The sequence below is a fragment of the Shewanella sp. S23-S33 genome (assembly GCF_043359565.1).
Taxonomy (GTDB): domain Bacteria; phylum Pseudomonadota; class Gammaproteobacteria; order Enterobacterales; family Shewanellaceae; genus Shewanella; species Shewanella oncorhynchi.
The window spans coordinates 121584-144487 of the sequence record NZ_JBHFFD010000011.1; the positions used below are offsets into that span (position 1 = coordinate 121584).

General features: G+C 44.2%; 16 protein-coding genes and 1 riboswitch. Of the genes, 9 read left to right on the forward strand and 7 right to left on the reverse strand.

The window, feature by feature from the left end:
* Nucleotides 1-409 precede the first annotated feature (409 nt).
* A complete protein-coding gene (locus tag ACHA99_RS02445; RefSeq protein ID WP_393940836.1) occupies nt 410-1186 on the reverse strand; it encodes an AraC family transcriptional regulator in 777 nt (258 codons plus the stop codon).
* Between the two features lie 212 nt (nt 1187-1398).
* Here ACHA99_RS02445 and ACHA99_RS02450 point away from each other — a divergent pair, with 212 nt between their 5' ends.
* Both ACHA99_RS02450 and ACHA99_RS02455 read left to right on the forward strand, forming a co-directional pair.
* On the forward strand, nt 1399-2289 hold the full coding sequence (locus ACHA99_RS02450) for a DMT family transporter (protein WP_028761579.1): 891 nt from the start codon (nt 1399-1401) through the stop codon (nt 2287-2289).
* A 153-nt stretch (nt 2290-2442) separates the two neighbouring features.
* Nucleotides 2443-4074, forward strand: a complete 1632-nt coding sequence (locus tag ACHA99_RS02455) for a methyl-accepting chemotaxis protein (protein ID WP_393940838.1) — start codon at nt 2443-2445, stop codon at nt 4072-4074.
* A 281-nt stretch (nt 4075-4355) separates the two neighbouring features.
* On the opposite strand, the gene ACHA99_RS02460 is transcribed toward ACHA99_RS02455, so the two are convergent.
* Nucleotides 4356-5201 carry an FAD:protein FMN transferase gene (locus tag ACHA99_RS02460; protein ID WP_393940840.1) on the reverse strand — a complete coding sequence of 282 codons (846 nt, stop codon included), beginning with the start codon at nt 5199-5201 and terminating at the stop codon, nt 4356-4358.
* Between the two features lie 723 nt (nt 5202-5924).
* On the opposite strand from ACHA99_RS02460, the gene ACHA99_RS02465 reads away from it, so the two are divergent.
* The gene (locus tag ACHA99_RS02465) at nt 5925-7256 is read left to right on the forward strand and encodes a Na+/H+ antiporter NhaC family protein (protein ID WP_105250033.1); all 1332 of its coding nucleotides are present in this window, start codon (nt 5925-5927) and stop codon (nt 7254-7256) included.
* Between the two features lie 51 nt (nt 7257-7307).
* Here the strand turns inward: ACHA99_RS02465 and ACHA99_RS02470 are convergent, their stop codons facing one another.
* Nucleotides 7308-7439: a hypothetical protein gene (locus ACHA99_RS02470; protein ID WP_263195863.1), complete on the reverse strand. Its 132-nt coding sequence runs from the start codon at nt 7437-7439 to the stop codon at nt 7308-7310.
* Between the two features lie 705 nt (nt 7440-8144).
* On the opposite strand from ACHA99_RS02470, the gene ACHA99_RS02475 reads away from it, so the two are divergent.
* From ACHA99_RS02475 to ACHA99_RS02485, 3 genes are all read left to right on the forward strand, one after another.
* Nucleotides 8145-8873: a 23S rRNA pseudouridine(2604) synthase RluF gene (locus tag ACHA99_RS02475; RefSeq protein ID WP_393940843.1), complete on the forward strand. Its 729-nt coding sequence runs from the start codon at nt 8145-8147 to the stop codon at nt 8871-8873.
* 606 nt (nt 8874-9479) lie between these two features.
* Nucleotides 9480-10169, forward strand: coding sequence for a hypothetical protein (locus ACHA99_RS02480; RefSeq protein WP_393940845.1), 690 nt, complete (start codon nt 9480-9482; stop codon nt 10167-10169).
* A 141-nt stretch (nt 10170-10310) separates the two neighbouring features.
* Complete coding sequence (locus ACHA99_RS02485) at nt 10311-10793, forward strand: hypothetical protein (protein ID WP_393940847.1); 483 nt, start codon at nt 10311-10313, stop codon at nt 10791-10793.
* Nucleotides 10794-11488: 695 nt separating this feature from the next.
* Here ACHA99_RS02485 and ACHA99_RS02490 read toward each other — a convergent pair.
* The 3 genes from ACHA99_RS02490 to gbpA all read right to left on the reverse strand — a co-directional run bounded on the left by ACHA99_RS02490 (nt 11489) and on the right by gbpA (nt 17096).
* The gene (locus tag ACHA99_RS02490; RefSeq protein WP_393940849.1) at nt 11489-13645 is read right to left on the reverse strand and encodes a S46 family peptidase; all 2157 of its coding nucleotides are present in this window, start codon (nt 13643-13645) and stop codon (nt 11489-11491) included.
* 268 nt (nt 13646-13913) lie between these two features.
* Complete coding sequence (locus ACHA99_RS02495; protein ID WP_173248682.1) at nt 13914-15089, reverse strand: aromatic amino acid transport family protein; 1176 nt, start codon at nt 15087-15089, stop codon at nt 13914-13916.
* A 561-nt stretch (nt 15090-15650) separates the two neighbouring features.
* On the reverse strand, nt 15651-17096 hold the full coding sequence (gbpA, locus tag ACHA99_RS02500; RefSeq protein ID WP_393940851.1) for an N-acetylglucosamine-binding protein GbpA: 1446 nt from the start codon (nt 17094-17096) through the stop codon (nt 15651-15653).
* A gap of 123 nt (nt 17097-17219) precedes the next feature.
* Nucleotides 17220-17319: riboswitch (cyclic di-GMP riboswitch) on the reverse strand.
* Nucleotides 17320-17729: 410 nt separating this feature from the next.
* Here gbpA and ACHA99_RS02505 point away from each other — a divergent pair.
* Complete coding sequence (locus ACHA99_RS02505) at nt 17730-18284, forward strand: TMEM165/GDT1 family protein (RefSeq protein ID WP_131524629.1); 555 nt, start codon at nt 17730-17732, stop codon at nt 18282-18284.
* Nucleotides 18285-18334: 50 nt separating this feature from the next.
* Here the strand turns inward: ACHA99_RS02505 and norR are convergent, their stop codons facing one another.
* A complete protein-coding gene (gene norR, locus ACHA99_RS02510; protein WP_393940854.1) occupies nt 18335-19942 on the reverse strand; it encodes a nitric oxide reductase transcriptional regulator NorR in 1608 nt (535 codons plus the stop codon).
* 226 nt (nt 19943-20168) lie between these two features.
* Between norR and norV the strand changes: the two genes are divergently transcribed.
* Nucleotides 20169-21698, forward strand: a complete 1530-nt coding sequence (gene norV / locus ACHA99_RS02515) for an anaerobic nitric oxide reductase flavorubredoxin (protein WP_173497349.1) — start codon at nt 20169-20171, stop codon at nt 21696-21698.
* Entirely contained in the window at nt 21691-22857 is a 1167-nt protein-coding gene (gene norW, locus ACHA99_RS02520) for an NADH:flavorubredoxin reductase NorW (RefSeq protein WP_393940856.1), read from the forward strand. Before norV ends, norW begins: the two co-directional genes overlap by 8 nt.
* The last annotated feature ends 47 nt before the right edge of the window (nt 22858-22904 follow it).

Sequence of the window (22904 nt, forward strand, 5' to 3'; positions counted from 1 at the left end):
GTTAAATTTATTTTTATACTCTTTATAAATAAACCGTCTCAATTAAAGCCTGAAATAAAAAATTGAGCCCAACTATCGAAACCGATTTGCGGCGCGGGTTCGGATAGTAACCTTCACTTTGGAGTTTATATCTATGAGTAAAGAAAAAAACAAAAAACCGCCAATGAAAACCTTAAAAGAGAAGCGTCAAGATAAACGGAACCGCCAAAAGGCTTCCGACTAACTTATCTAACTCTGTAAAAAACCTTAAATCCTCTCTTTAAATAGGCCGAAAATAGGGTGTTAATACTTTAGCACCCTATCTTATTTCACAGTTTACCCCAATATTTTTAGTGCATCATCTAGCGCGACTTTCGCATAAGATCTCATCATCTCGCCTTTATTAAGCCTTGCTCCATCAGCCACTCAATCACAATCGGCGGCGATACTGCTCAGGTGAGCACTGAGCATATTTTTTAAACATCACGATATAAGGCGAAGTTTGGTTATAGCCGAGCGTCAATGCCACTTCTTTGATCGCAAGTCCCTGACGTAATAGATGTAATGAATAGATAAACTTATGCCTTTGTCTTAGCTCAGTAAAACTCATCCCCAGAACCTCTTGGCAGCGACGAGCTAAGGTACGCTCTGTGGTATGTAATTCACTGGCCCAAGATTTAAAGGTTTTCGAACTCGCAGGGTCGGCTTCAAGTGCCAGCAACAACGGCTGTAACAGTTTATCTGAAACGGTGGGCAGAAATTGCGGTAGAGCTTTACCCAAGGTCAGCTGATCGAGTAAAACCTCAACCAGTCGCTTATCCGCCGCAGTTTCTGCCACAGTGACTTGCCGTTCCCGCAGATCGTTAACGATAGATTGGGCAATGGGTGTCACGGCTAAAAGACAGGTCTCTATGGGAAAAGCCGCAGCCCGCTCAGCAACTATATTCATCGAGCAATAATGAATACTGCGCCGAGTATAACTTTCATGTTCTATACCCGCAGGAACCCAAATCGCATATTGTGACGGCGATAAAAACCGTTGCCCTGCAGCATGTAACTCCATAATTCCACCGCTGATTAACTGCAGTTGCCCCCAAATATGTTGATGTTTTGGCGTTACCGTATTTGGCAGGAAAGCTTCATAGTTGAAGAAGATATCTGCAGCAGGCTCTTGCTCTGCCGTGAGCGGATGGTAAACCGTGCGCATTTTGATGCCCTCAAAGCTATGGTGGTCCAAAAACTCAAACGAAATCGCTAACCCAGATTACGCTTGTCCGTAGAGGAACTGACCTTGTCTGATAAGCGATATTTATATCATAACCGACCATGGATAATAGCCACTAATCTATTATCTGGATGCTTAAGTGATAAGCCATAAGCTATGGCCAGTCACTTTAGCCAGTACCTAAAGGCAAGACCATGCTGTATTTGTTTCCCCTGTTGGCCGTATTAATTTGGGCAGGCAATTCGATAGTCAACAAGCTCTCATTTGGGATTATCGATCCTGAAGCCATAGCGTTTTACCGTTGGTTTTTCGCTATGTTATTGTTAACCCCCTTTGTCGCAAGTCGCGTCTGGCAAAAACGCCAAGTGATACTACCTTTGTTACCTAAGTTCGCTACTTTGGCTTTGTTAGGTATGGTGCTAAACCAAAGTCTGGCCTATTTTGCGGCGGCAACCACCACGGCAACAAATATGGCATTAATCACCTCTCTCGTGCCTATGATCAGTCTGTTTTTAGCCGTGCCATTACTCAAGCAAAAATTATCACCGTTAGCCTTTGGTGGCACCTTAATCTCGCTATTTGGGTTGATTTTTATGCTCAGTCACGGCGATATGATGAACCTTGCCATCGGCGTGACCCAAGGTGATTTACTGTTGCTCTTTAGCGCCTTTGTGTATGCGCTCTATGGCGTATTACTGAAACGCTGGCAACTGCCACTACCGACTTGGGAATCGGTTTATATTCAAGGACTCATAGCCGTATTCATGCTAACGCCACTGCTGTTTACGAGTCCCAGCATGGCGATCAGTGCCCAATCAGCACCACTGATACTTTACGCTGCTATCGCTGCCTCACTTTTAGCGCCGTGGGCTTGGATCAATGGCATAAGCAAACTCGGCGCCGATCGCACCAGCGTATTCTTTAATTTAATGCCTATTATTGCGGCGATACTGGCGGCCATCATCCTAGATGAAACCTTAGCCATTTATCATTATATTGGCGGTTCTATGGTCATTATTGGCGTCATGCTAGTGCAGATAAAACCTAAGCCTAAAGTCATCCCTACCCTAGCTTGTCCTGAATAATACAAAGTAATGCGTCAACGCCTTGGTAACAGTGACCAAGGCGGTTTCGCTTATTTCAATGTGTACAAAATCCCATCGCAATCTGCTGCACGCAAAGGCAATTCTATAAATAACGGCTAAGCTATTTATTAAGTTATTAATGGAGATCGTCCTATGTTTAACAGTATTCGCGTTAAGTTTTCACTGATGTTTGCCATTATGGCGACAGCGCTCATTGTCATGGCAGTCACCGATGCTATGCAAAGCCGTGCTACTGTGAAACAGATGCAGGAATTTAGTCAGTTATTTAATCCCGCAATTTCGGCAATTCTCAATGCAGATCGCGACCTTTATCAAGCGCAGCTAAGTGAAGAAGTGTTATTGAGGGAAGAATTATCTGCCGATAATCGCAAGAGTGAGATTGATAACTGGCAAGAGAATGTCGATCAAGCCCGTGACAGAATGGGAGAATTTAAAAAAATCCTTACAGCTCACCTGCAAGTACTGCAATCAACCAATGGCTTTGAGGCTCAGTTTTCTCTCTGGTATCAAGCCTCATCAGAGGTCATTAATGCCGTTAAAAGTAATGATTTTGAACGCGCGAAACAACTCCACGAAACCAAATCCAAGCAAGAATTTAAGGCATTAAGAGATATCTACAATGCTGCGGGCGAAGCCGCCGATAACAGAGTAAAAGAGCTAGATTTACAAGCAACGGAACAGGCAACCACCCAAACCCAAATATCCTTAACGATAGCGAGCTTAGTCGCCATTGTGGCGCTGTTGATTGCCTACTTCGGCCCTAAAATCATAGTCAATGCAATTGAAGATATCACTAGCAGGATCAATGACATTGTCGATGGTGACGGTAACTTAACCCAAAGGATCCCTATCACGCGTCAGGATGAAATCGGCGAACTCGCCCATGCATTTAACTTATTTGTAGAGCAGCTACAGCAAATGGTCATCTCGATTATTGGTCAAACTAAAGATGTGAGCCAAACCGTTGAAAGCCTTGCAACTAAGTCAGCCACCACAATCAACATCAGCCATGAACAAGAGCAGTTTGTCGATACCATTGTCACAGCAGTAAATGAAATGAGTGCAGCCGTAAGAGAAGTCGCCAGTAACGCTCTTCATACAGCCACCGAAATCACTAAGGTTAATGACCAAACAGTAGAGGGTAAGAATATCCTCGCCCAGTCCGTTAATCATATTCAGCAACTGTCTGAATCAGTTAAAAATGCTGTGACTGTTATTGAAAAACTTTCAGTCAATTCTGCCAATATTGCCTCAGTGCTTGATGTGATTCGCTCAATCGCTGAGCAAACTAACCTCCTTGCCCTTAACGCGGCCATTGAAGCGGCGCGTGCTGGCGAACAGGGCCGTGGCTTTGCCGTCGTTGCCGATGAAGTACGTACACTGGCGAGTCGTACCGAAACCTCAACCCAAGATATTCAGCGCATGATTGAAGAGCTGCAACGCGGTGTAAATGATGCGGTTAAAAGCATTGAATCGGGAGCTAGCCTGACCACATCAACCGTCACCCTCGCCAGCCAAACCCAAGATGCATTAGATGAAATTCTAAACTCCACTTCTAAGGTCAGTGAGATGTCCACTCAAACGGCGACTGCGACCGAAGAGCAAACCCATGTGACCGAAGAAATTAATCGTAACTTGACCGAATTATCCGATAAAACAAGATACTGCAACTTAGTGATCCAAGAAACGCAGCAAATAGTCGTCAACACTAAAGCCATTTGCAGCAACCTACAAAAAGAAGTTGCGCGATTTAAAGTCGCTTAAGATAAATGACTAACGACACATGGTTAGCGATAAGCTATTGAAACGAAAAGAGTGCCCAATGTAGGCACTCTTTTTAATGGAAATAATACCAAGAAAAGCTTGAAGACAATAAAAGCCCACAACCGTATGCAAGTTGCAAATAACGGTAACAAAACCCAAGTTGTATCGATTCACCCGTTAAAGTGCGAATAACAGTACTAACTGCTTAATGTTAACTCACAGTAATGATTGAATTTCTAATTCAATCATCTGCAAAAGCTGTAAAACAACCAAAAGATACATCAATCAAAACTGATTAATTGACCACCCAAGTGAGCAATTTTTTCAGCGGCCAAGTCGGGATTAAGATAGCCTGCGACTTTCGTTAAGGCATCGGCGCGCCAAGCAAAAGAGGCGCTCACACTAACAATACGCTCGCTTTCAGCATCGACGTTCGTATCGGCAACATTGCCAGTTGGCAGTAATAGTGCAGGGTAATCATGACTTAAGGTTTGTGAGACCCTTGAGCTGGCGAGCGCCATATTGCTAACGCAGAGCTTTTGGCTCGCTCCTAATGGACCGCGGCACACTACATTTAAAGATGCACTGCCAAAAACTTTTAAATCGCCACCCGCATTGACCCAACCTCCGCTCACGCCAGCGCGACGCAGCTCACTCACTGCCATATCGACCGCATAACCTTTAGCTATGCCATCTAAGGTCAAAATTAGCGGTCTAGCTAATCGCGCTTGATTACCTTTTATTTCAATATCTTGCCAGTCACCTTGCAATAACAATGGCATACCAAGGTAAGCAGGCAAAGCGCCGCGAGACATCATTTCGCCGCCAACGGTACAATTGAATAAGTTGTTGCTCGCCTTACCCAGTCCCTTAGCCAACTTGAGCACTCGTAAACTATCTTGGCTTAACGTTACCCAAATTCCCGGCTGCCGATTTAACTGATTTAACTCGCTGTCCTGTTGATGGAAGCTCAGCAACCGCCCAATATGGGTCACACGCGAAAAAGCCGCGCTAATAGCCGCTTCCAATGCTTTATCTTTAAGTTGTACCTCACCGCTTTGATTTGGCAGTGACTCGGCAGCGATTTCCACCAGCGTTCCGAGTAATGGCTTAGCGCGACGTATCATGATAATACCCACTGTGGTAGGAAGATTTGAGGGATCAGCAATAAACGCTTCATCCAGTTAAATTTAAACAAAGCACTAAGAGTAATTAACATAATTTGTGCGGATTCTATTAAAGTCTCTACTTCAATACAAATTGTTGCCATTAGTTTTTATGGGGATTTTAGATGCTTGAAACTGTTTTACATTTAAAAACAATAGATTGCTTATTAAGGTTTTATTAAAGTTATTTGACTTGTCATTGCTATCACAACGCTGCACAAGCGAACTAAGTCAATACGTCCCCAAATGAGCCCTATTGATTAATGCCACTCATCATTTACGCTATTTATGCTGTCTTACCCACCAACAACTCAAACTAAATGGAGCAATAAATAGCCGGCTTACTCCATCACACCAGTCATCCGCTTAAATTTTACGCTATTCCATTCAGTTGAAATACACGCTAAATCAGATATAAACCCTCTAACTCAATCTAAATGAAAACAGGTAAAGTATTGATTAGTAATTAAAATAAAGACTAATTTTCATCTTATACAACCTATTAATAACCTAGCGATCACAACGGAAGTAAAAACATCTAGACGTCTAAATTGACAGGTTATCAGGGATCAAATATGCTTTGCCTCAAGTTGCTAGGATACGATGCCGAGGCAACACTGAATTTAAGCGAGTTTGACTGCCAAGGATCCTGCGGAAAAACCCTAAGCGAAAGAGAGATAACATTTGAGCAATCCAACAGCAGCACAGCACAGCCCGGCATCTTTTATTGCCCTGTTGCCATTATTTGTTTTCCTTGGTCTTTTCATTGGCGCGGGTGTGTATTTCCAAAGCCAAGGTGTCGACTTTGCCTTCTATCAATTACCCAGCGTTATCGCTATTTTACCTGCAATCATTCTGGCGTTGATTTTATCAAAACAGAAATTAAACCAATCGATTGATACCTTTATTGGCGGTATTGGTCACAGCAATATTATTGCTATGTGTTTAATTTACTTACTTGCAGGCGCCTTCGCTGCAGTCGCTAAAGCCACTGGCGGCGTCGATGCTACTGTTGCTCTTGGTTTATCGTTAATCCCATCGAACCTGTTACTACCTGGTTTCTTCGTGATCGCCGCTTTTATCGCAACGGCCATGGGAACCTCTATGGGGACAATCGCTGCTGTCGCTCCCATCGCCCTAGGCGTAGCCGACCAAGCGCAAATCGACTATGCACTGATGGCGGGAGCCGTGATGTCTGGCGCCCTATTTGGTGACAACTTGTCGATTATTTCCGATACCACAATTGCAGCTACGCGCACCCAAGGCTGTGATATGAAAGATAAATTTCGTGAAAATTTGATTTTCGCTATCCCCGCATCACTGCTAACTTTAATCGCCTTTGTATTTGCCGGACAAGGCCAAGCAGAATTAGCAACGCAGAATATCGATCTTATTAAGGTCATTCCTTATCTGACCATTTTGATCTTAGCTGTGGCGGGTCTGAACGTATTTGTCGTCTTAACCTTAGGTATCTTATTAGCAGGCGCAACCGGCCTATTTACTATGGATTACGGTGTGATCCAATTCGGTAAAGATATTTATGCAGGCTTTAGCAATATGCAGGAGATTTTCATTCTATCTATGCTAGTGGGTGGTTTAGCCGCACTCATGCAGCAGCAAGGTGGTCTCGCCTTTGTGAGTAAACAGATTGAAAAGCTGATCACTCGTTTCTCCAAGGCGCAAGGTGAAGCTTCATGCCGCGCAGCAGAGCTAGGCATGGCAGGTATAGTCGCAGTGACTAACTCTTGTGTGGCTAACAACACAGTTTCTATCGTGGTGACGGGTGATATTGCAAAAGACTTAGCAGAGAAGCATGGCGTGAGTCCAAAACGTGCCGCCAGCATACTCGATATTTTCGCCTGTATTATCCAAGGTTTGATCCCGTATGGTGCACAGGCACTCTTAATTGCTTCGACCTTTAGCATCACGCCATTAGCAGCGGTATCACACGCTTGGTACTGTATGATTTTAGCCGTAGTGGCTGTTGCGATTGTAATTTTCCGCAAACGACACTAAATGATATTTGAGTCGCATGAGTAGAATCTAACGTTTATGACAAGGGACGCACTAGGCGTTCCTTGTCATTTTAAAGCCCTCTTTTGGCGAAAAAGCATTAACTCGCTTGCCTTCATTAAACAATTCAGGCAAGTTACCGCATTCAATGTGGTCATATCCCATCAGCATATTTTTAGTCTCCATGAATCCTCTTTATCACCAAGAACCAAGTTATTACGATCTACATCGTCTTATTACATGGTTGATTGTAGGCGCAGCCTTTATTAGTGCTTCTGGAGTTTTAATTGCTATTTATGCTGAATATCAAAACGTTGGAGTTCAAGTCTTACAAATACGAGCTGATTTTTTAGGTAACTATATCAACTCACCCCTCGCTTATGTGTTTAATTTAAGCTTATTGGCTGCGGGGCTCTGCATACTCATTTCAATGACCGGGCTCTACTTACTAAAACTGGATACGTTCAGCCAATGCATAGCACTTACAGGTGCTTGGGTAGGAGTCTCTGTGATTTTGATGGGAATATTCCCCATTAATTTTTTGAGCATACACAGAATAGTTTCAACGAGTTATCTATTAAGCACCCTCATCTTACACAGCCTTGTGATTATAGCGGGGATAGTGCCTCGGTTTATTTGCCCAAAGCCACTGTTCTATTTGAGCCTGATCAGCTTTTGTAGTGCCGTGAGTTTAGCCCTGCAATTAGATTGGACAATATTGGATTTCCCTCCCTGTGTGCCCCAAACACACTTTTGTACTGTTTCAGCCAATATGTGGCTCCAAACTAACTTGAGTATTATTTGGTGTTTAAGCCTAGCCTTTGCAATGCGGCGCCTATCAAAAATACTGTATCATCGCGCCCAAGAACGCCAAATACTTTAGGGTAATCCATGCGCTTAGCAAAATACCTCGCCCAGTGTGGCATAGGCTCACGCCGTGAAGCCTGCCGTTTGATTGAGGCTGGGCGCATCACACTCAATGGCGGTATCGCCCGCCACACAGATCCCATCTGTTTGGACGAGTCATTAAACTGCCTCGACTGTATTGAGTTTGATGGCAAACCTATCACTAAAGCCGAAACGCTCGCCTATTGGGTATTTAACAAAGCTGTGGGCACGGATTGCCGTCTGCTTGAGCAGGATGAAGCGAGCCTTATACACCTACTTCCCAAAGCACCAAGACTCTACCCCGTCGGCAGACTCGATAAGGACTCCCGCGGCCTACTGCTGTTAACTAACGATGGTGAGCTGACCCATAAACTGATGCACCCCAGTTTTGCCCACAGCAAAACCTACCATGTGCGCCTCGATAGGCCATTCGCAGATGATTTTGTTGAGCAAATGGCAAGTGGAGTGCGTTATAAAGATGTGCAAACCCTGCCCTGCCAAGTCCGCCGCCTCAGTTCGGACAGTTTTGAAATCGTGCTGACTCAGGGATTAAATCGACAAATTCGTAGGATGTCCAAGGCACTCGGATATCGCGTTATCGATCTTGAGCGCATCGCCATAATGGCGCTGAATTTACGCAAATTAGCATCTGGTGAGTTACAAGAAGGGCAAATGCGGCCACTAACACCACAGGAAACTACAGCGCTAAAAGCAGTGCTGGCGATAAAATAAGTAGACAGTTGGTTGGGATATTACATTAAGCCAATAGCTGTTAATCGTCATCGTCAGCACCAAAGCAAGACCTTAGAGCTTTCCAAGTTTAGTTTGAATGCTTTGATCAAAATCAAAGTCGTGGGGCTTCACCCCACACCCGACCAAGGAGGACTGCTCGTCCTATCCTCCTTGGATGCTCCAAGACGTCCCCTACGGAGTTGAAAGCCCCTTGTGCTCATTGACAAATTTGCTATCGCTTCCGAAGGATGCGTCCCTGCACCTGCGAAAGCTAGTCGGTCATCCATGACCGAACTCACGCAATTTGTCTATTCGCCCTGCGGCAACTCCGAGGGGAGGTGTATTCCTTGGAGTTTTGAGTCGTTAGATAGCGATTCATCAGCAAAAAATAAGCGCGAAAAAATGATAAAGCTAAAACGATATCAAGTGATTAGCATCAAAGCTGTATAAAAAATAGCTACCGCAAAAAAGTAAATTCCTATAGCATCATTTATACCAATTGACATGAATGTGGCAGCGGCTAAGTCCAACAAGCGATTTATGCCCTGCAAACAGCGCAGCGCATAAATACTAAGACGTTAGGTAACTAAATCAGGAGTTGTGAGTTTGAATCAAAGACAAAATCAGTTTTTACACTATCTTGGAAATACTCTCTCTGAGTTAGAGTATCGACTTAATGAAATTCTAAATTTATGTGATAGATCCATTGAACATTATCAAAATGGAAATTCAGAGATCAAAGGTCAAGAACTTAACTTTGCATTTTCTGCATTCAGTGGGCAATTACAAACCATTAAGGATGTATTACCTGTAATATCTGGAGATCAAATATCTTGGGCAATGCTTGAGACGGTTAGGCATGCAAAATTTATCAAAGGTTGTCGCAATGCTATAACTCATGATGGTCAACAAGTTATCAATATGTGGGTAAAAGGAAAATATTACGTAGCCTGCGACTTTCATCGGATAGCCTTTAAAGAGGTGGAGCTCATTACGGCACCTTCTGAAGATATTGCTACTATCTGCACTGAGTTTACGTTAGAGCTTCTCGACTTAATTAAGCAATGTTTAGATGGCTTAGTTCATGATTTAAGTGAGAGTCAGCCTTTGTATGATGTTCGCTTTTATGACGTCGCAATCCGTCACCCTGCAATCAGCGATTCGGTTCGAGAAATGTACGTTGATGCAGATAAAAGTAAGCTAGATCGACCAGTCGACTTAACTGCTGAACTCAACTCTAAAATTGATAAATTGCGCTCGATATGCACCCCAATACTTACCGAACAAAGCATTTAAGAGGGATTCTCAACGCTTGGCACTTTATGCTTCTACTTCAAATTTAGAGTCTACGGCACAATGCGTTAGGTTGGGTGGTGGCGTTGCTCATCCCTTAATGCGGCGTTATGCGCTACGAAGTAATAATTATGAGGTACGGTGGTGGAAGAAATATCCCTAAAGTTAGATGAGTTGGAAACTGAGCATTATTCCCTTGCAGAATATTATGAAAATAAAGGCTCATATGAAATGTCATATGTTGCTTTGTGGACTATTTTAGAACACATAATGAAACCCATCGCTTCGATTGGTGTAAAAAAGAAGCTTGAATCTGAGTTGCTTGAGTGGGTTAATCATGTCCAAAATCCAACGCCGGGTAAGCAACCAAAGGAAATCAAGAATTTCAAAACAGAGTACACAGAGACATCTATACCACCTATGACACTCATCAAAGAGGCTATTGGTGAGTTACCAAAATTAAAGCTTCTAATGGATTCTCAAGGTAAATATCGTCGTAAGCGCAATGAGATCGCTCATCGCGCTGAGAAATTGTCAGAAACTTCGTATGTAGTCTACAAAGAGTCTGTCTTAGCAGCAGTTATTGAAGTTAAGCAGAGGCTCAGGGAGCTTGAAGAACGCATATAACAAACGCCTTAAGAGGGACTGTCAACGCTTGGCATTTCCAGTACTATTGAGCTGCAGTGGTTTTGGTTGTTGTGTTTAAGTTTAGTGTAAATGCGTTGCCAGCCCCTTAGGCGGGCGTTGCCCATAGAAATTTTAATTCAAAACTCACTCATTCGAGCTAAAAGTCTAACTCAAAAATAGTCCAAAAGCGTGCAGCGTAAGGCTTTTAAATCTACAGATTACACTAACGCTAAAAAGGTGAGCCATGGTGATTTGCGAGACGACCGTCCGCCCCATGGACGGGGCGGTCGAGCATCCAAGGATGGACTTGCTGCGTGTCGACGAGTCAATGCCATGGCGAGCCTATATGCGTGGATACCTGCCAATGCTAACCCACTAAAAAATCTAACTAAAGATGCAGGTCCTCCGGCACTACTTTCCAACACATTTCAGTCTAAAAATATGTTGCGTATATATTTTCAATCCACTGGTTACGCTAATGCTAAAAAGGTGAGCTAATGCCCTGGCGCACCTATCACGGCAGCTATCTTAACAGCCGTCAGCAGGCCATTACACCTACAAAAATAGCGATAAACCCAGTGAGTTTATCGCTATTTTGTTGTGTTGTTATTGCAGTATTTTTTAAACGCCACATCACGCTTAAATGCTGATAATCCAGTCACTACAGGCCGCACCATTGCTGATGCGGCAATGGGTTACTTAACGATTTCCATCTCAGCTAATAAATTGTCGGCATGATCTAAATACTTCATTACCCACAGCATATAACGACTGTCGACATGAATAGAACGGTTAATCTCGTTATCAAATGCCCAACCGCCGATAATGCTTTCATACACACCGTCGAACAATAGGCCGACGAGTTCAGCGCGGCCGTTTAAGGTCGGTGAGCCAGAATTTCCGCCAGTAGTATCTAAAGTTGATAAAAAGTTTACTGGTACAGAATCTATTGATTTCATATAGAAATCACCATATTGCTTCTGCTTAATCAGCTCTAACTCTTTCTTCGGTGCATCGAATGGGTCAACACCCGTGTCCTTTTGCACTATGCCTTCAAGGCGAGTGAATGGCATGGCCACTAAACCGTCTTTTGGCGAATAGCCTTTCACATGACCAACCGTGACACGTAAGCTTGAGTTAGCATCGGCATACACTGGCTTACCTTGCTCTAGGTTGTAAGCAATAATGGCATCCATATATTGCGGACGCACCTTCATTAGTTCACCCGCTAATTCTTTTTCTTTCTTTTCTTCGGCCATATCTGTGTCATACATAGCGACAGCGAATTGAATGAAAGGATCTTTAGAGGCTTTAAAATCGGCAACGGATTTATCCATCCACGCCAGACGAACATCTTTCTTACCTAACTCAGTTTTGGCGTACATTTTATCTAAGGTTTTCGAAAGCTTAGCTTCACTAAACTTTTTATCAATACCAAAGGCTTTATCCAATGCGGGTAGGCGCTGATCTTCTGGCAGTGCGGCGTAGCGTTTTAGCATGTCGAGCAATACCGCTTTATCAACGCTTGGCGCATAACGACGGTCAATACGCTCCATGCTGGCTTTTAGACGTGTCATATCACGATCTTGGAAGCCCGGTTCACGCTGCATATCTGGCAGTTGTTTCTCGTTCGCGAGGCGATATAAGCTGCGCGCCGTCGGCAACATAGTCGTGCTGCCTATGTAGCTTAAGATCATGTCACGCTCTTGATGCGTCTTGCCTTTGGCAATCAAGGCATCTAATTCCGCTAAGGTTTTACCGTATTTCGCTTCACGACTGCTGTCTTTGGCTATCCACGCCGCCAGCTTAGCTTCGAGGGCTTTACGGTCGGCCAACATGGTTGATTTGCCGTAAAACTCGATCATAGAAGTGAAGTTTTTCGCGTAATTTGCAAGGCCAGCAATTTGACTCTCGTACTTAATACGCTCGTCGCTGCCCTCTGGCGCGGTTTCTTTAATGATTTCAATAAAGCGTTCACGCAGCATTTTGCCTTCGGGATAAGCCCACTCAAACTCATTTTGAACTTCAGTGGCTGTGCGATATCTGTTGGTGCGACCTGGGTAGCCTGCCACCATCACAAAATCACCCTCACTCACACCTTTAGCCGATACTTTTAAGAAACTTTTTGGCTCGTATGGCACGTTGTCAGCACTAAATTCTGCGGGTTTACCTGCTTTAGATACATAAGCACGGTAGAAAGAAAAATCGCCTGTGTGACGTGGCCACATCCAGTTGTCTACGTCGCCGCCGTATTTACCCACACTCGCGGCTGGGTTATAGACTAAACGCACATCACGGATTTCCAGTTGTTTAACCAGATAATATTCGAGACCACCGTGAAAGCTATACACTTGGCAACGGTAACCATCTTCTTTTTCACATTCAGCAACTAAGGCTTTCTCTTGGCTTTCAACGCCTTGATAGAAGGCGCTGCCCACTTTACCTTCAAGCCCGTTTTTAACTCGTTCAGTGACATTAGTGACATCTTCAGTCACATAGACACGTGAGCCAGGGGTCGCAGGTAATTCATCGGCGAAGGTCTTAGCTAAAAAACCATCCTGCAGCAGATTTTTCTCAGGAGTGGAGTTGTATTGAATCGCTCCATAGGCACAGTGATGGTTAGTCACGACTAGGCCCTTTGGCGATACAAATGATGCAGTGCAACCGCCGAGGCTTATCACGGCATTCATCGGGAATTCGGTGAGTTTAGAAATCGATTTTGCATCAATTTCAAGGCCTTTTGCTTTCAGCTCATCAGCCATTGCAGGCAGTTGATGAGGCTGCCACATACCTTCGTCAGCCTGTGCGCCAAAACTAGCGGCCACGGCAACTGTGAGTAACCATTTTTTCATTGTGTTAAGTCCGTTTTATGTGAATGAAGCCACGCGCAAGCTGGGCCATTTTCTCGTTTTAATAGCGTTGTTTTAATTTTAAATAACTGTGCTAAAACCCAGCATCACTCGCTTTAAAACCTAAAAAGCAAAAAGTCAGGCCGGGGCCTGACTTTATCACATGCGACACTCTCTATAACAGACTCTGAAAAACTCGCTTACAAAGCAAATACATTTAATCAAAGTTACCCTGCCGCGTTCGCTAAAAAGCCTCACCTATCGCAATGAATTAGATCCCAACAAATAGCTGGGCACCCACAATCACGGCACCTAACAAGCCAGCAATGACTAATGCAACAGATCCGCCAGACACTTGATAACCACCGAGCTGCGACTGACGTTGACGCAGTGCCATAACAATTGGCAAGAAGATGATCATCACGACCAATGGTACGGCCGCAAATCCCAGTACCGCCACAAAGCCTTCAGGCAAATACAAGGCACACAAAACAGGCGGAATAAAGGTCAGTAACCAAGTTTGAATACGGCCGGCAAACGTTTCTTTGGCACGAGTTAATTCGGCGATAAAGTCATATAAACTTAAGGTCACACCGAGGAATGATGTCACTAAAGCTAAGTCAGCGAATAATGAAATACATTTGCTGATCCAAGGCGTATGAGCAATATCCTGCAATGCCGTGACGAGTGAAGGTAGTGAACCTTCAAAACTATTCACCTCATATCCGCCGACTGTGCCTAAAGTCACCAATAACCACAGAACATAACAAGCGAGTGGGATCGTCGAGCCGATTAACAACACTTTACGCAGTGATACCGCATCGCCATCGAGATAACGCACTAAAGTGGCGATACAGACGTGGAAACCAAACGAAGTAAACACCACGGGAATTGCCGCCATCCAATTGCTGGTCATCGACTCGGCAATCGCGCCCGTTGCCATGCTAGCAATACTGACTTCGGGCAATAAAAATAATACCACCACCACGAGCAATAGAATCATTAACGAAAATAGGAAACGTGAAACTTTATCGACCCAAGCAACACCTAGCGCCGCAAAGCCACCGAGCACCAGTGTAAATAACAACACTGCGACTTGATTATCGAGCACGATATCGAACATGTTCTTCGCTTTAAGCACTAATAACGAAGAGCCGCCGGTGAGATAAGCCGCGGTCAAGGCAAATAATAAACTCAGGAAAGAAGCACCTTGAATTATTTGACCTTTTTTACCCAATAACTTACCCGTAATAGCATGCACGTTATCCCCCACGCCAGTGCGTAAGTTAATTTCGAGCATAAGTAATGAGGTATAGGCGGACACGCCCCAAATAACGACGAGTAACACTAAAGCAGGGATAATACCTAAAGCCGCTGTGGCTAAAGGTAACGCTAACATACCTGCGCCAATGGCCGTCCCGGCAACGATGGCGATCGAGCCTAACATTTTTGAATTCACACAATAGTCCTGTTCAATAATTAATTATTATTTTATTTGAGTAAGATTTGAACCGATAAAGCCTTGCGTCTTAAATCGAAATAAGCGACACATCACTTAAAGCATCCAATCAGATCTCGACCTAGCAGATCAATTGGCCCCAATAGCTTTTGAATGTTTCAACCCAGTAGCCATTGAGGCTAACTAAATCGATTATTGAAAAATGGCATGACTTTCAATTGTGATAGCCCAAATTAATGTACCGATATAAGCATCGATTAAATAGATAGTTTGGGACATTAACAGAGCCAAACCCAGTGGGCAAGCCAGTTGTGAACAAAGAAGGGTAGCAAACGGTACGGTAACAACTTAATAGCGCTGTGATAAACGAAAATAAACAAGCCAACAAAATCGCTACCTTTGTTGAGAATACCTGTAATCTTGTATTAGGCTCGAATCAAAATAAAGCCAGTCTTTTTCCATCCGATGCAGACAAAAAGGGCTTAAACACACGGATATGTTTAAGCCCAATGACACCTTTTTGAAGCTAGGTTAGCTCAAAAAGTTAATTTACAGCTCAGTCCACGCCATAGCCCAAGAAGCGCCAACACCTGGCTCAAATCCTGTGGCAGAAGCCGACCACTGCACACAATAGCCGCTATAAGGGAATGGCTTACATTGATACACTTTGCCATTTTTAGGCTGTAACACTGTAGTACCTGCAACGTAACCTTTCACGCCTGCTGGGAATACAAAATCAGCTTCTGGTGCAGGAGCTTGATCCTTTAAGAAGAGATCAAAGTTCTGCTGAATAACATCGCCTTGTTTAGGCTCAGCTTTTACCTGCAAATGATAATGCCCAGCTTTAGGCTCAACGACGTCTAACACTAAGCTCGCGCTGGTATTGTTAACAGTTTGGCTCACAAAACCTGCCGCGGTGCCATCATGGCTAAACAAATACGCTGACACTAGCATCTCGGCGTTACTGGTCACATCAAAGCTGACCTTCGCCGCACCATCGATAATTTGATAATCGTCGGCAAGTGAAGTGACTTCTAAGCTGTTGCCCGGAGCAGGAGCTAAATCAAATCCCACTTCGACACGCTCAATACCTGAGTTTTTCGCTGTAAAAATGTCGTTTTTGCCATACACAGGCTCAATCACACCCGATGCATTTTTTTGTCCCGCTTTTAACTGGGACTGCTGGGCATTAATCGCGCTCGCTAATAGGAAAGGCCAATTTTGTTTATCACCTTGAGTCGCATCACTAATGGTAATGACTGTTTGCTTAGCCGCTTGCTCACCATTGGCGTCAAACACCCGGGTCATCACTTTATCGCCTGCTTTTAGATCGAGTGACGGATTGATATCCCCCACATCTTGCCATTCACTCGGCACAACAGGACCCGAGCCCAAGTTCACATCGATAGCATTGTAGAAACTATTCGTCGTATCTCCCACTTCCCACACGGCCAAGATCACTTGATAACCACTGCGACCTTCTGGCACGTAACAGTCATGGGTCACTAACTTAGGCGGCTGTTCCATGCCACCATCAACTACGCAAAAGGGAGCTAAGTCAAAGCTCGCTCGGCTCAAAGCTTGGTTTGGGTACCAATCTTGGCGAGTTAAATAGTAACGCCAATTACGGGTGACATGGTTTGCTGTGAACTGCCAACTGAACTTATTCCAGCCCGCTTTAATATCCGTCTTTGCCCAACGGCTCGGACTTTGTTCATCCAAAGGTGAAAAAGCACCATTGCCAGCACTCGCCAATTTGCCATCAGCAGGACCTGATTCAGGAAAACCCGATGGCCCCTCAACACTTTGCGGCTCCCATTGCACCGCACCACAATTGGCATTTTTACCTGTTTTACAGGCATATGAACGCGATTCAGGTGCCACAACATAACCGTGCGCCTGCGCAGAGATACTCACAAACGCATTCATCGCCATTACTGCCGCGGCCAATAAACTCAATTTAGAAATAGGGGAAAAAACAGTAGGATTTGCCACTTTAATGCACTCCATTGATTGCCTATCATCCTAAACATAATGATAGGCTTAGATATAAAAGTGGTATTTGGGCAAACAACAGCATTAAACAGCAGTCGTTTATCTTTCACAGAAATCGAATTCTGCGGCAACTCCGCTATCTTAGTTCACTAAAAAATCCATTTACAACCTTAGACCGGAAGCTTTGCGTCCTAACTTTTCAATTAGTTTGCCAAATACAGTCGTTATCATTGAGTCACTACGAGTTAACAGTATGTAACCAAGTAGAAATGACTTGGCTAAATTAGCAACAAAAGACAACGTTGTCAAAAAATAATTCATTTATATTCATTAAGTTACAGAATGTGAATCGGTATTTTTCTGACACCTGTCAAACATTTATCAGCACCTACTGTTATAAACTCGTGCTTGAAACTAAATCTTACCTAGGTATAATGCCCACCTCGCTTCGGGGGAGTAGCTAACTGGATTTCGAGCCATCGTCATCTAGGGTGAACATCAACATACTTGGCAACATGCCATGGTGTTCACAGCAAATAATAGATTTGCCCAGCAAGACCTGAGCACAATTACCGCACCTAGGGGTGGACGGTTTATTGTGCTTATGTCATAACCACCCCTAAAGGATCACACTTGGAAGCCCTACTTGCCTCAACCTTTACGGTTGCTATCGCCGAAATTGGTGATAAAACTCAATTGCTTGCACTAATCCTCGCCGCAAGATTTAAAAATAAAACCGCCATTATTTTAGGTATTTTGCTGTCGACATTATTTAACCATTTTGCCGCAGCTTGGATTGGTCAATGGGCCATTAACTGGGTAAGCCCTGATCTTGCACGTTATTTAGTGGCTGCGTCATTCTTTGCGATCGCTCTTTGGGTGTTAATCCCCGATAAAGTCGATGCAGAAGAGAGCCGTTTCTATAAAATGGGCCCCTTTCTCGCCACCTTTATTCTGTTTTTTATCGCCGAAATGGGGGATAAAACGCAAATCGCAACTGTGGTATTAGCCGCAAAATACGATTCATTAACTATGGTGGTTGCTGGCACAACCTTAGGTATGCTGCTTGCTAACGTACCCGTAGTGATCGCAGGCCACTTCAGCGCCGAAAAATTACCTATGTTGTGGATACACCGTGGCTGCGCCGTATTGTTCGCACTCTTAGGCGTAGCAACACTGTTCTTCTAAGAATCGAGGCAGGGGTTTTGCTGCAGAATAAAATTTCTTCACGCAATATTTTATTCTTTTAAACCTAACCGTTTTGCAAGTCGGTGCAAATTACCTGTATCGATTTGCAATATTCTTGCACACGCAGCCCAATTTTGTTGATTCGCGGCTAAAACTTGGCGAATAAGTTGACGCTGATATCTCTCAGTCGCAGCCTTAAGCCCCAGCATAACACTGGAATTATCTTGCGATTGTCCCTCACGACAGGCCGACTCAGACCTAAATGCTAATTCACTGGCTGGCGTTGCGGCATCTGATGGTCTATCTTCGTCGACTATTCTGTGTGCTTGATTCATCAAAGAATCGAGCTGAAAATGTTTATCACTTAAGCTGATATAAGCCGTTTTTAGCTCGGCTTTCGCCAACACCGCAGCCCTGTGTATCGCATGCTCTAGCTCACGCACATTACCCGGCCATGTGTATTGCTCTAATAACTGCTGCGCTGCGGGTGTGATATTGATATGGGTGAGTCCTAACTTCGCTTTACAACGTTCAAGAAAAAAACCTGTCAGCATAACAATATCTTGCCCACGCTCTCTTAATGGTGCTACGTGGATAGGAAATACGCTCAACCTATGGTAAAGGTCGAAACGAAAACGCCCTTCCGTTGCCTCTTGGTGCAAAATTCGATTAGTGGCGGCAATAATCCGAGTATTAACTTTTAGGCTCTTATCACTGCCCACTCGCTGTAATTCACCGTATTGTAAAACCCTCAATAACTTAGCTTGCAGCCCCAAGGGAAGCTCCCCGATTTCATCTAAAAACAAGGTCCCCTTGTCAGCGAGTTCAAACTTGCCTTGCCTATGACTGATTGCCCCCGTAAATGCCCCTTTTACATGTCCAAATAACTCGCTTTCGGCGACGGACTCAGGCAATGCAGCGCAGTTCAAATAGATAAGTGATTTATCGGCTCTGGTCGATTGATTATGTATCGCCGCGGCCACTAACTCCTTACCCACGCCAGTTTCGCCGGTAATTAATACCGATAAATCAGTGCCTGCCACGGCACTTATCTGCTGCTTTAGCGATTGGATCTGTGTGGATTGCCCTATGATCTCCTGCTGACTAGCAGGACGATTGAGCACCTCAGTTCCATTGGAAACTTCAACAACTTGGGATTCTAGCTGTTGCATCAATAACGCAGTATTAAGACTGGCTGCGGCCAGTGCGCTGATCACACGCAACTCGCTATCACTAAAACCATCAAACTGATGAGGGTTGAAACCATCAATGGTGAGCGCACCAATTAAGCGATCGTTCGCGATTAGTGGTAAACCAATGCAAGCATGTACATGTAAGTTCGCACTATGATGTGGAATTAAACCATCATACGGATCGGGAAGTTCACTGTCGGCCGGGAAACGAACCACATCGCCAGCACGGGCGATAGCCTCTAATCTCGGATGCTCACTAATTTGAAAGCGCCGCCCTAACACTTCGGCAAAGAGCCCATCTATCGCCAAGGGGACAAATTGCTGCTCCCGAAATGCCAATAATGCCGCAGCATCACAATTGACACGCCGCCTGACCACTGCCAACAAACGCTCAAATCTGTCTTGCGTCGACACGCCGACAGTTAAATCTAAGGCTAACTGAGTTAAATCAGCATGGGCACTCATAGCACATCCACAGTCAAATAAAGTCATATTGACAACAGTGTAATGTCAATTTGACCAACATCAAATTGTCATTATGACACCAGCAAGTAATTTTAAATGTTGAAATACGTTAATACCAATAAAAATCAATGCATTAGAATATTGGCATAGTGAGTGCAATAAGAGATTTAACTAAATAAGCAAGATTTACGTAGCGCATTCATTATTAATTATCACAGGTGTATTTATGACTATTCATGTAAAAAACAATATCCACTGGGTGGGCCAACGCGATTGGGAAGTGCAAGATTTTCATGGTACTGAGTACAAAATAACTAAAGGCACAAGCTACAATAGCTACCTTATCCGTGAAGAAAAAACCGTGTTAATTGATACAGTTGATCATCGTTTTAGCCAGCAATTCTTACAAAATCTTGAAGCTGAAATTAATCTAACCGACATAGACTATATTGTGATGAACCATGCAGAGGAAGACCACTCAGGCGCCCTGACTGCATTAATGGCCAAAATTCCTAACACTCCAATTTACTGCAGTGAAAATGCGGTCGACTCCATTGTAGGACATCACCACCACCCAGAATGGAATTTCATTACCGTAAAGACAGGGGATAGTTTAGCAATAGGCAATGGTAAGCAACTGATATTTATCGAAGCACCTATGTTGCATTGGCCAGATAGCATGATGACATACCTCACCGAAGATGCGGTTTTATTCAGTAACGATGCCTTTGGCCAACACTATTGCGACGAACATTTATTCAATGATGAGGTTGATCAAAATGAATTAATGGAACAATGCCTACGGTACTACTCAAACATTTTAACGCCCTTTAGCAGCCTAGTAACGGCTAAAATTCACGAAGTATTAAGCTTTAATTTACCTGTAGATATGATCGCAACTTCACACGGCATTGTGTGGCGTGATAATCCAGCCCAAATTATTCACCAATATTTAGCTTGGGCCGACGCTTATCAAGAAGACCGCATCACGATTTTCTACGACTCCATGTCCAATAATACTCGCATGATGGCCGACGGTATCGCTCAAGGTATCCATGATGTTGACCCCAATGTAGCGGTAAAAGTGTATAACGTCGCACGTCATGATAAAAACGAAATCCTTGCACAGGCATTTAGGTCAAAAGGTATTTTAGTCGGCTCATCCACCATGAATAATGTGATGATGCCTAAAATTGCCGCCATGCTTGAAGAAATCACGGGCCTGCGTTTTCGCAATAAAAAGGCGGCAGCTTTTGGTAGTTATGGCTGGAATGGCGGCGCAGTCGATAGAATTCACACTCGTTTGATGGATGCTGGTTTTGAAACCTCAGTGGGATTAAAAGTCAAATGGCGTCCCGATCGAGATGCGATGCAAGAATGCCGTCAGCACGGCCAGCGAATCGCGCGAGAATGGGCATTGCGGCCCCTCGATAGCGCTAATAGTCGCTCTATCATTAATCAAGTCATGTCAAAACCTAGCCAAGCCACCACGGCCAGTCAAACAGCTGAAAATACTGCTACTAATAACGTCCCTGTGACAGCACCGATTGCAACAAAAGCGTGCGAATTAAATGATACACAATCAATGATTTGCACCGTTTGCCAATGGATTTACGACCCTGAAAAAGGAGAACCTAATCAAGATGTCATTGCTGGCACACCTTGGACTCAAGTGGCCGAAGACTTCCTCTGTCCCGAATGTGGCCTAGGTAAAAGCGTTTTCGCTGTCATAAAAAATGAGGTGACTAATGTCTAAACCTATCGTCATTATCGGCAGTGGATTCGCGGCATATCAGCTAGTCAAAACACTGCGACGTTTAAACCGCGAACAACCGATTACAGTTATCACAGCCGACTCTGGTGACGAATACCATAAACCAGATTTAAGCCATGTGTTTAGCCTTAAAAAAATGGCGTCAGACCTCATAAAATTGACCGCGACTGAATTTGCACATGAGCAACAAATTGATGTAATAAATCACTGTGAAGTCATAAAAATAGATAAAGTTCGTCAGGTAGTCTGTTGCCATCAAGGACGCGAAATTGCGTACAAAAAATTAGTGCTTGCCACGGGTGCGCGACCCTTTATTCCGCCTATAGAGGGGGATGGCGTCGATATCATCCACACAGTTAACAGCTTAATGGAGTATCAGGCCTGCGAAGCAGACATCCATGGCGCGAGGAGAGTACTGGTTATCGGTGCTGGTTTGGTCGGAGTTGAACTGGCAATGGACTTAGCAACTGCAGGTAAGCAAGTGTTTTTGGTCGATCCACAAGCGAGCTTAATGCCGAATATGCTACCCGAAATGTTAAACCACAAACTGACCGCTGTACTAAAGCAGCATAACGTCACAGTGCAATTGCAAACCCGAGTCAGCCAACTGCAACACCAAGATGGCAGTATCTCTGTGTGCCTAGATAATGACCAGCGGTTTATTTGTGATGCGGTTATCTGTGCAGCCGGACTTCTCCCTAACAGTCAACTTGCCCAGCATGCGGGGCTAGAGGTCAATAAAGGTATCGTCGTTAACGAATGCTTACAAACCAACGATGCCCATATTTATGCGCTAGGTGATTGCGCCCAAATCAACGGCCAAAATAGGGCCTATTTGCAACCTGCGTTACTGAGCGCCAATGCGCTGGCGAACACATTACTGAACCAACCGACAGCAGTGAATTTTCCCGCCATGCTCATTAAAGTGAAAACGCCACTGTTACCTATGCAACTCAGCGGTATAACAGTGAATGGCGTCCATCGCTGGCAAGTCGATATTGATGCTCAAGGAAGCTGTATTAAAGCATTCGACGTGGATGAAACATTTATAGGATTTATCGTAACCGAGGATAAAATGCAGCAAGCATTTGGATTGTTAAAGCAGCTAAATAGCCCTAACGCGGCACTCATCGCGGCCTAAGAGCACATTAACGAGAATGTTAATATTATTGTCGCTGATAATAAAAA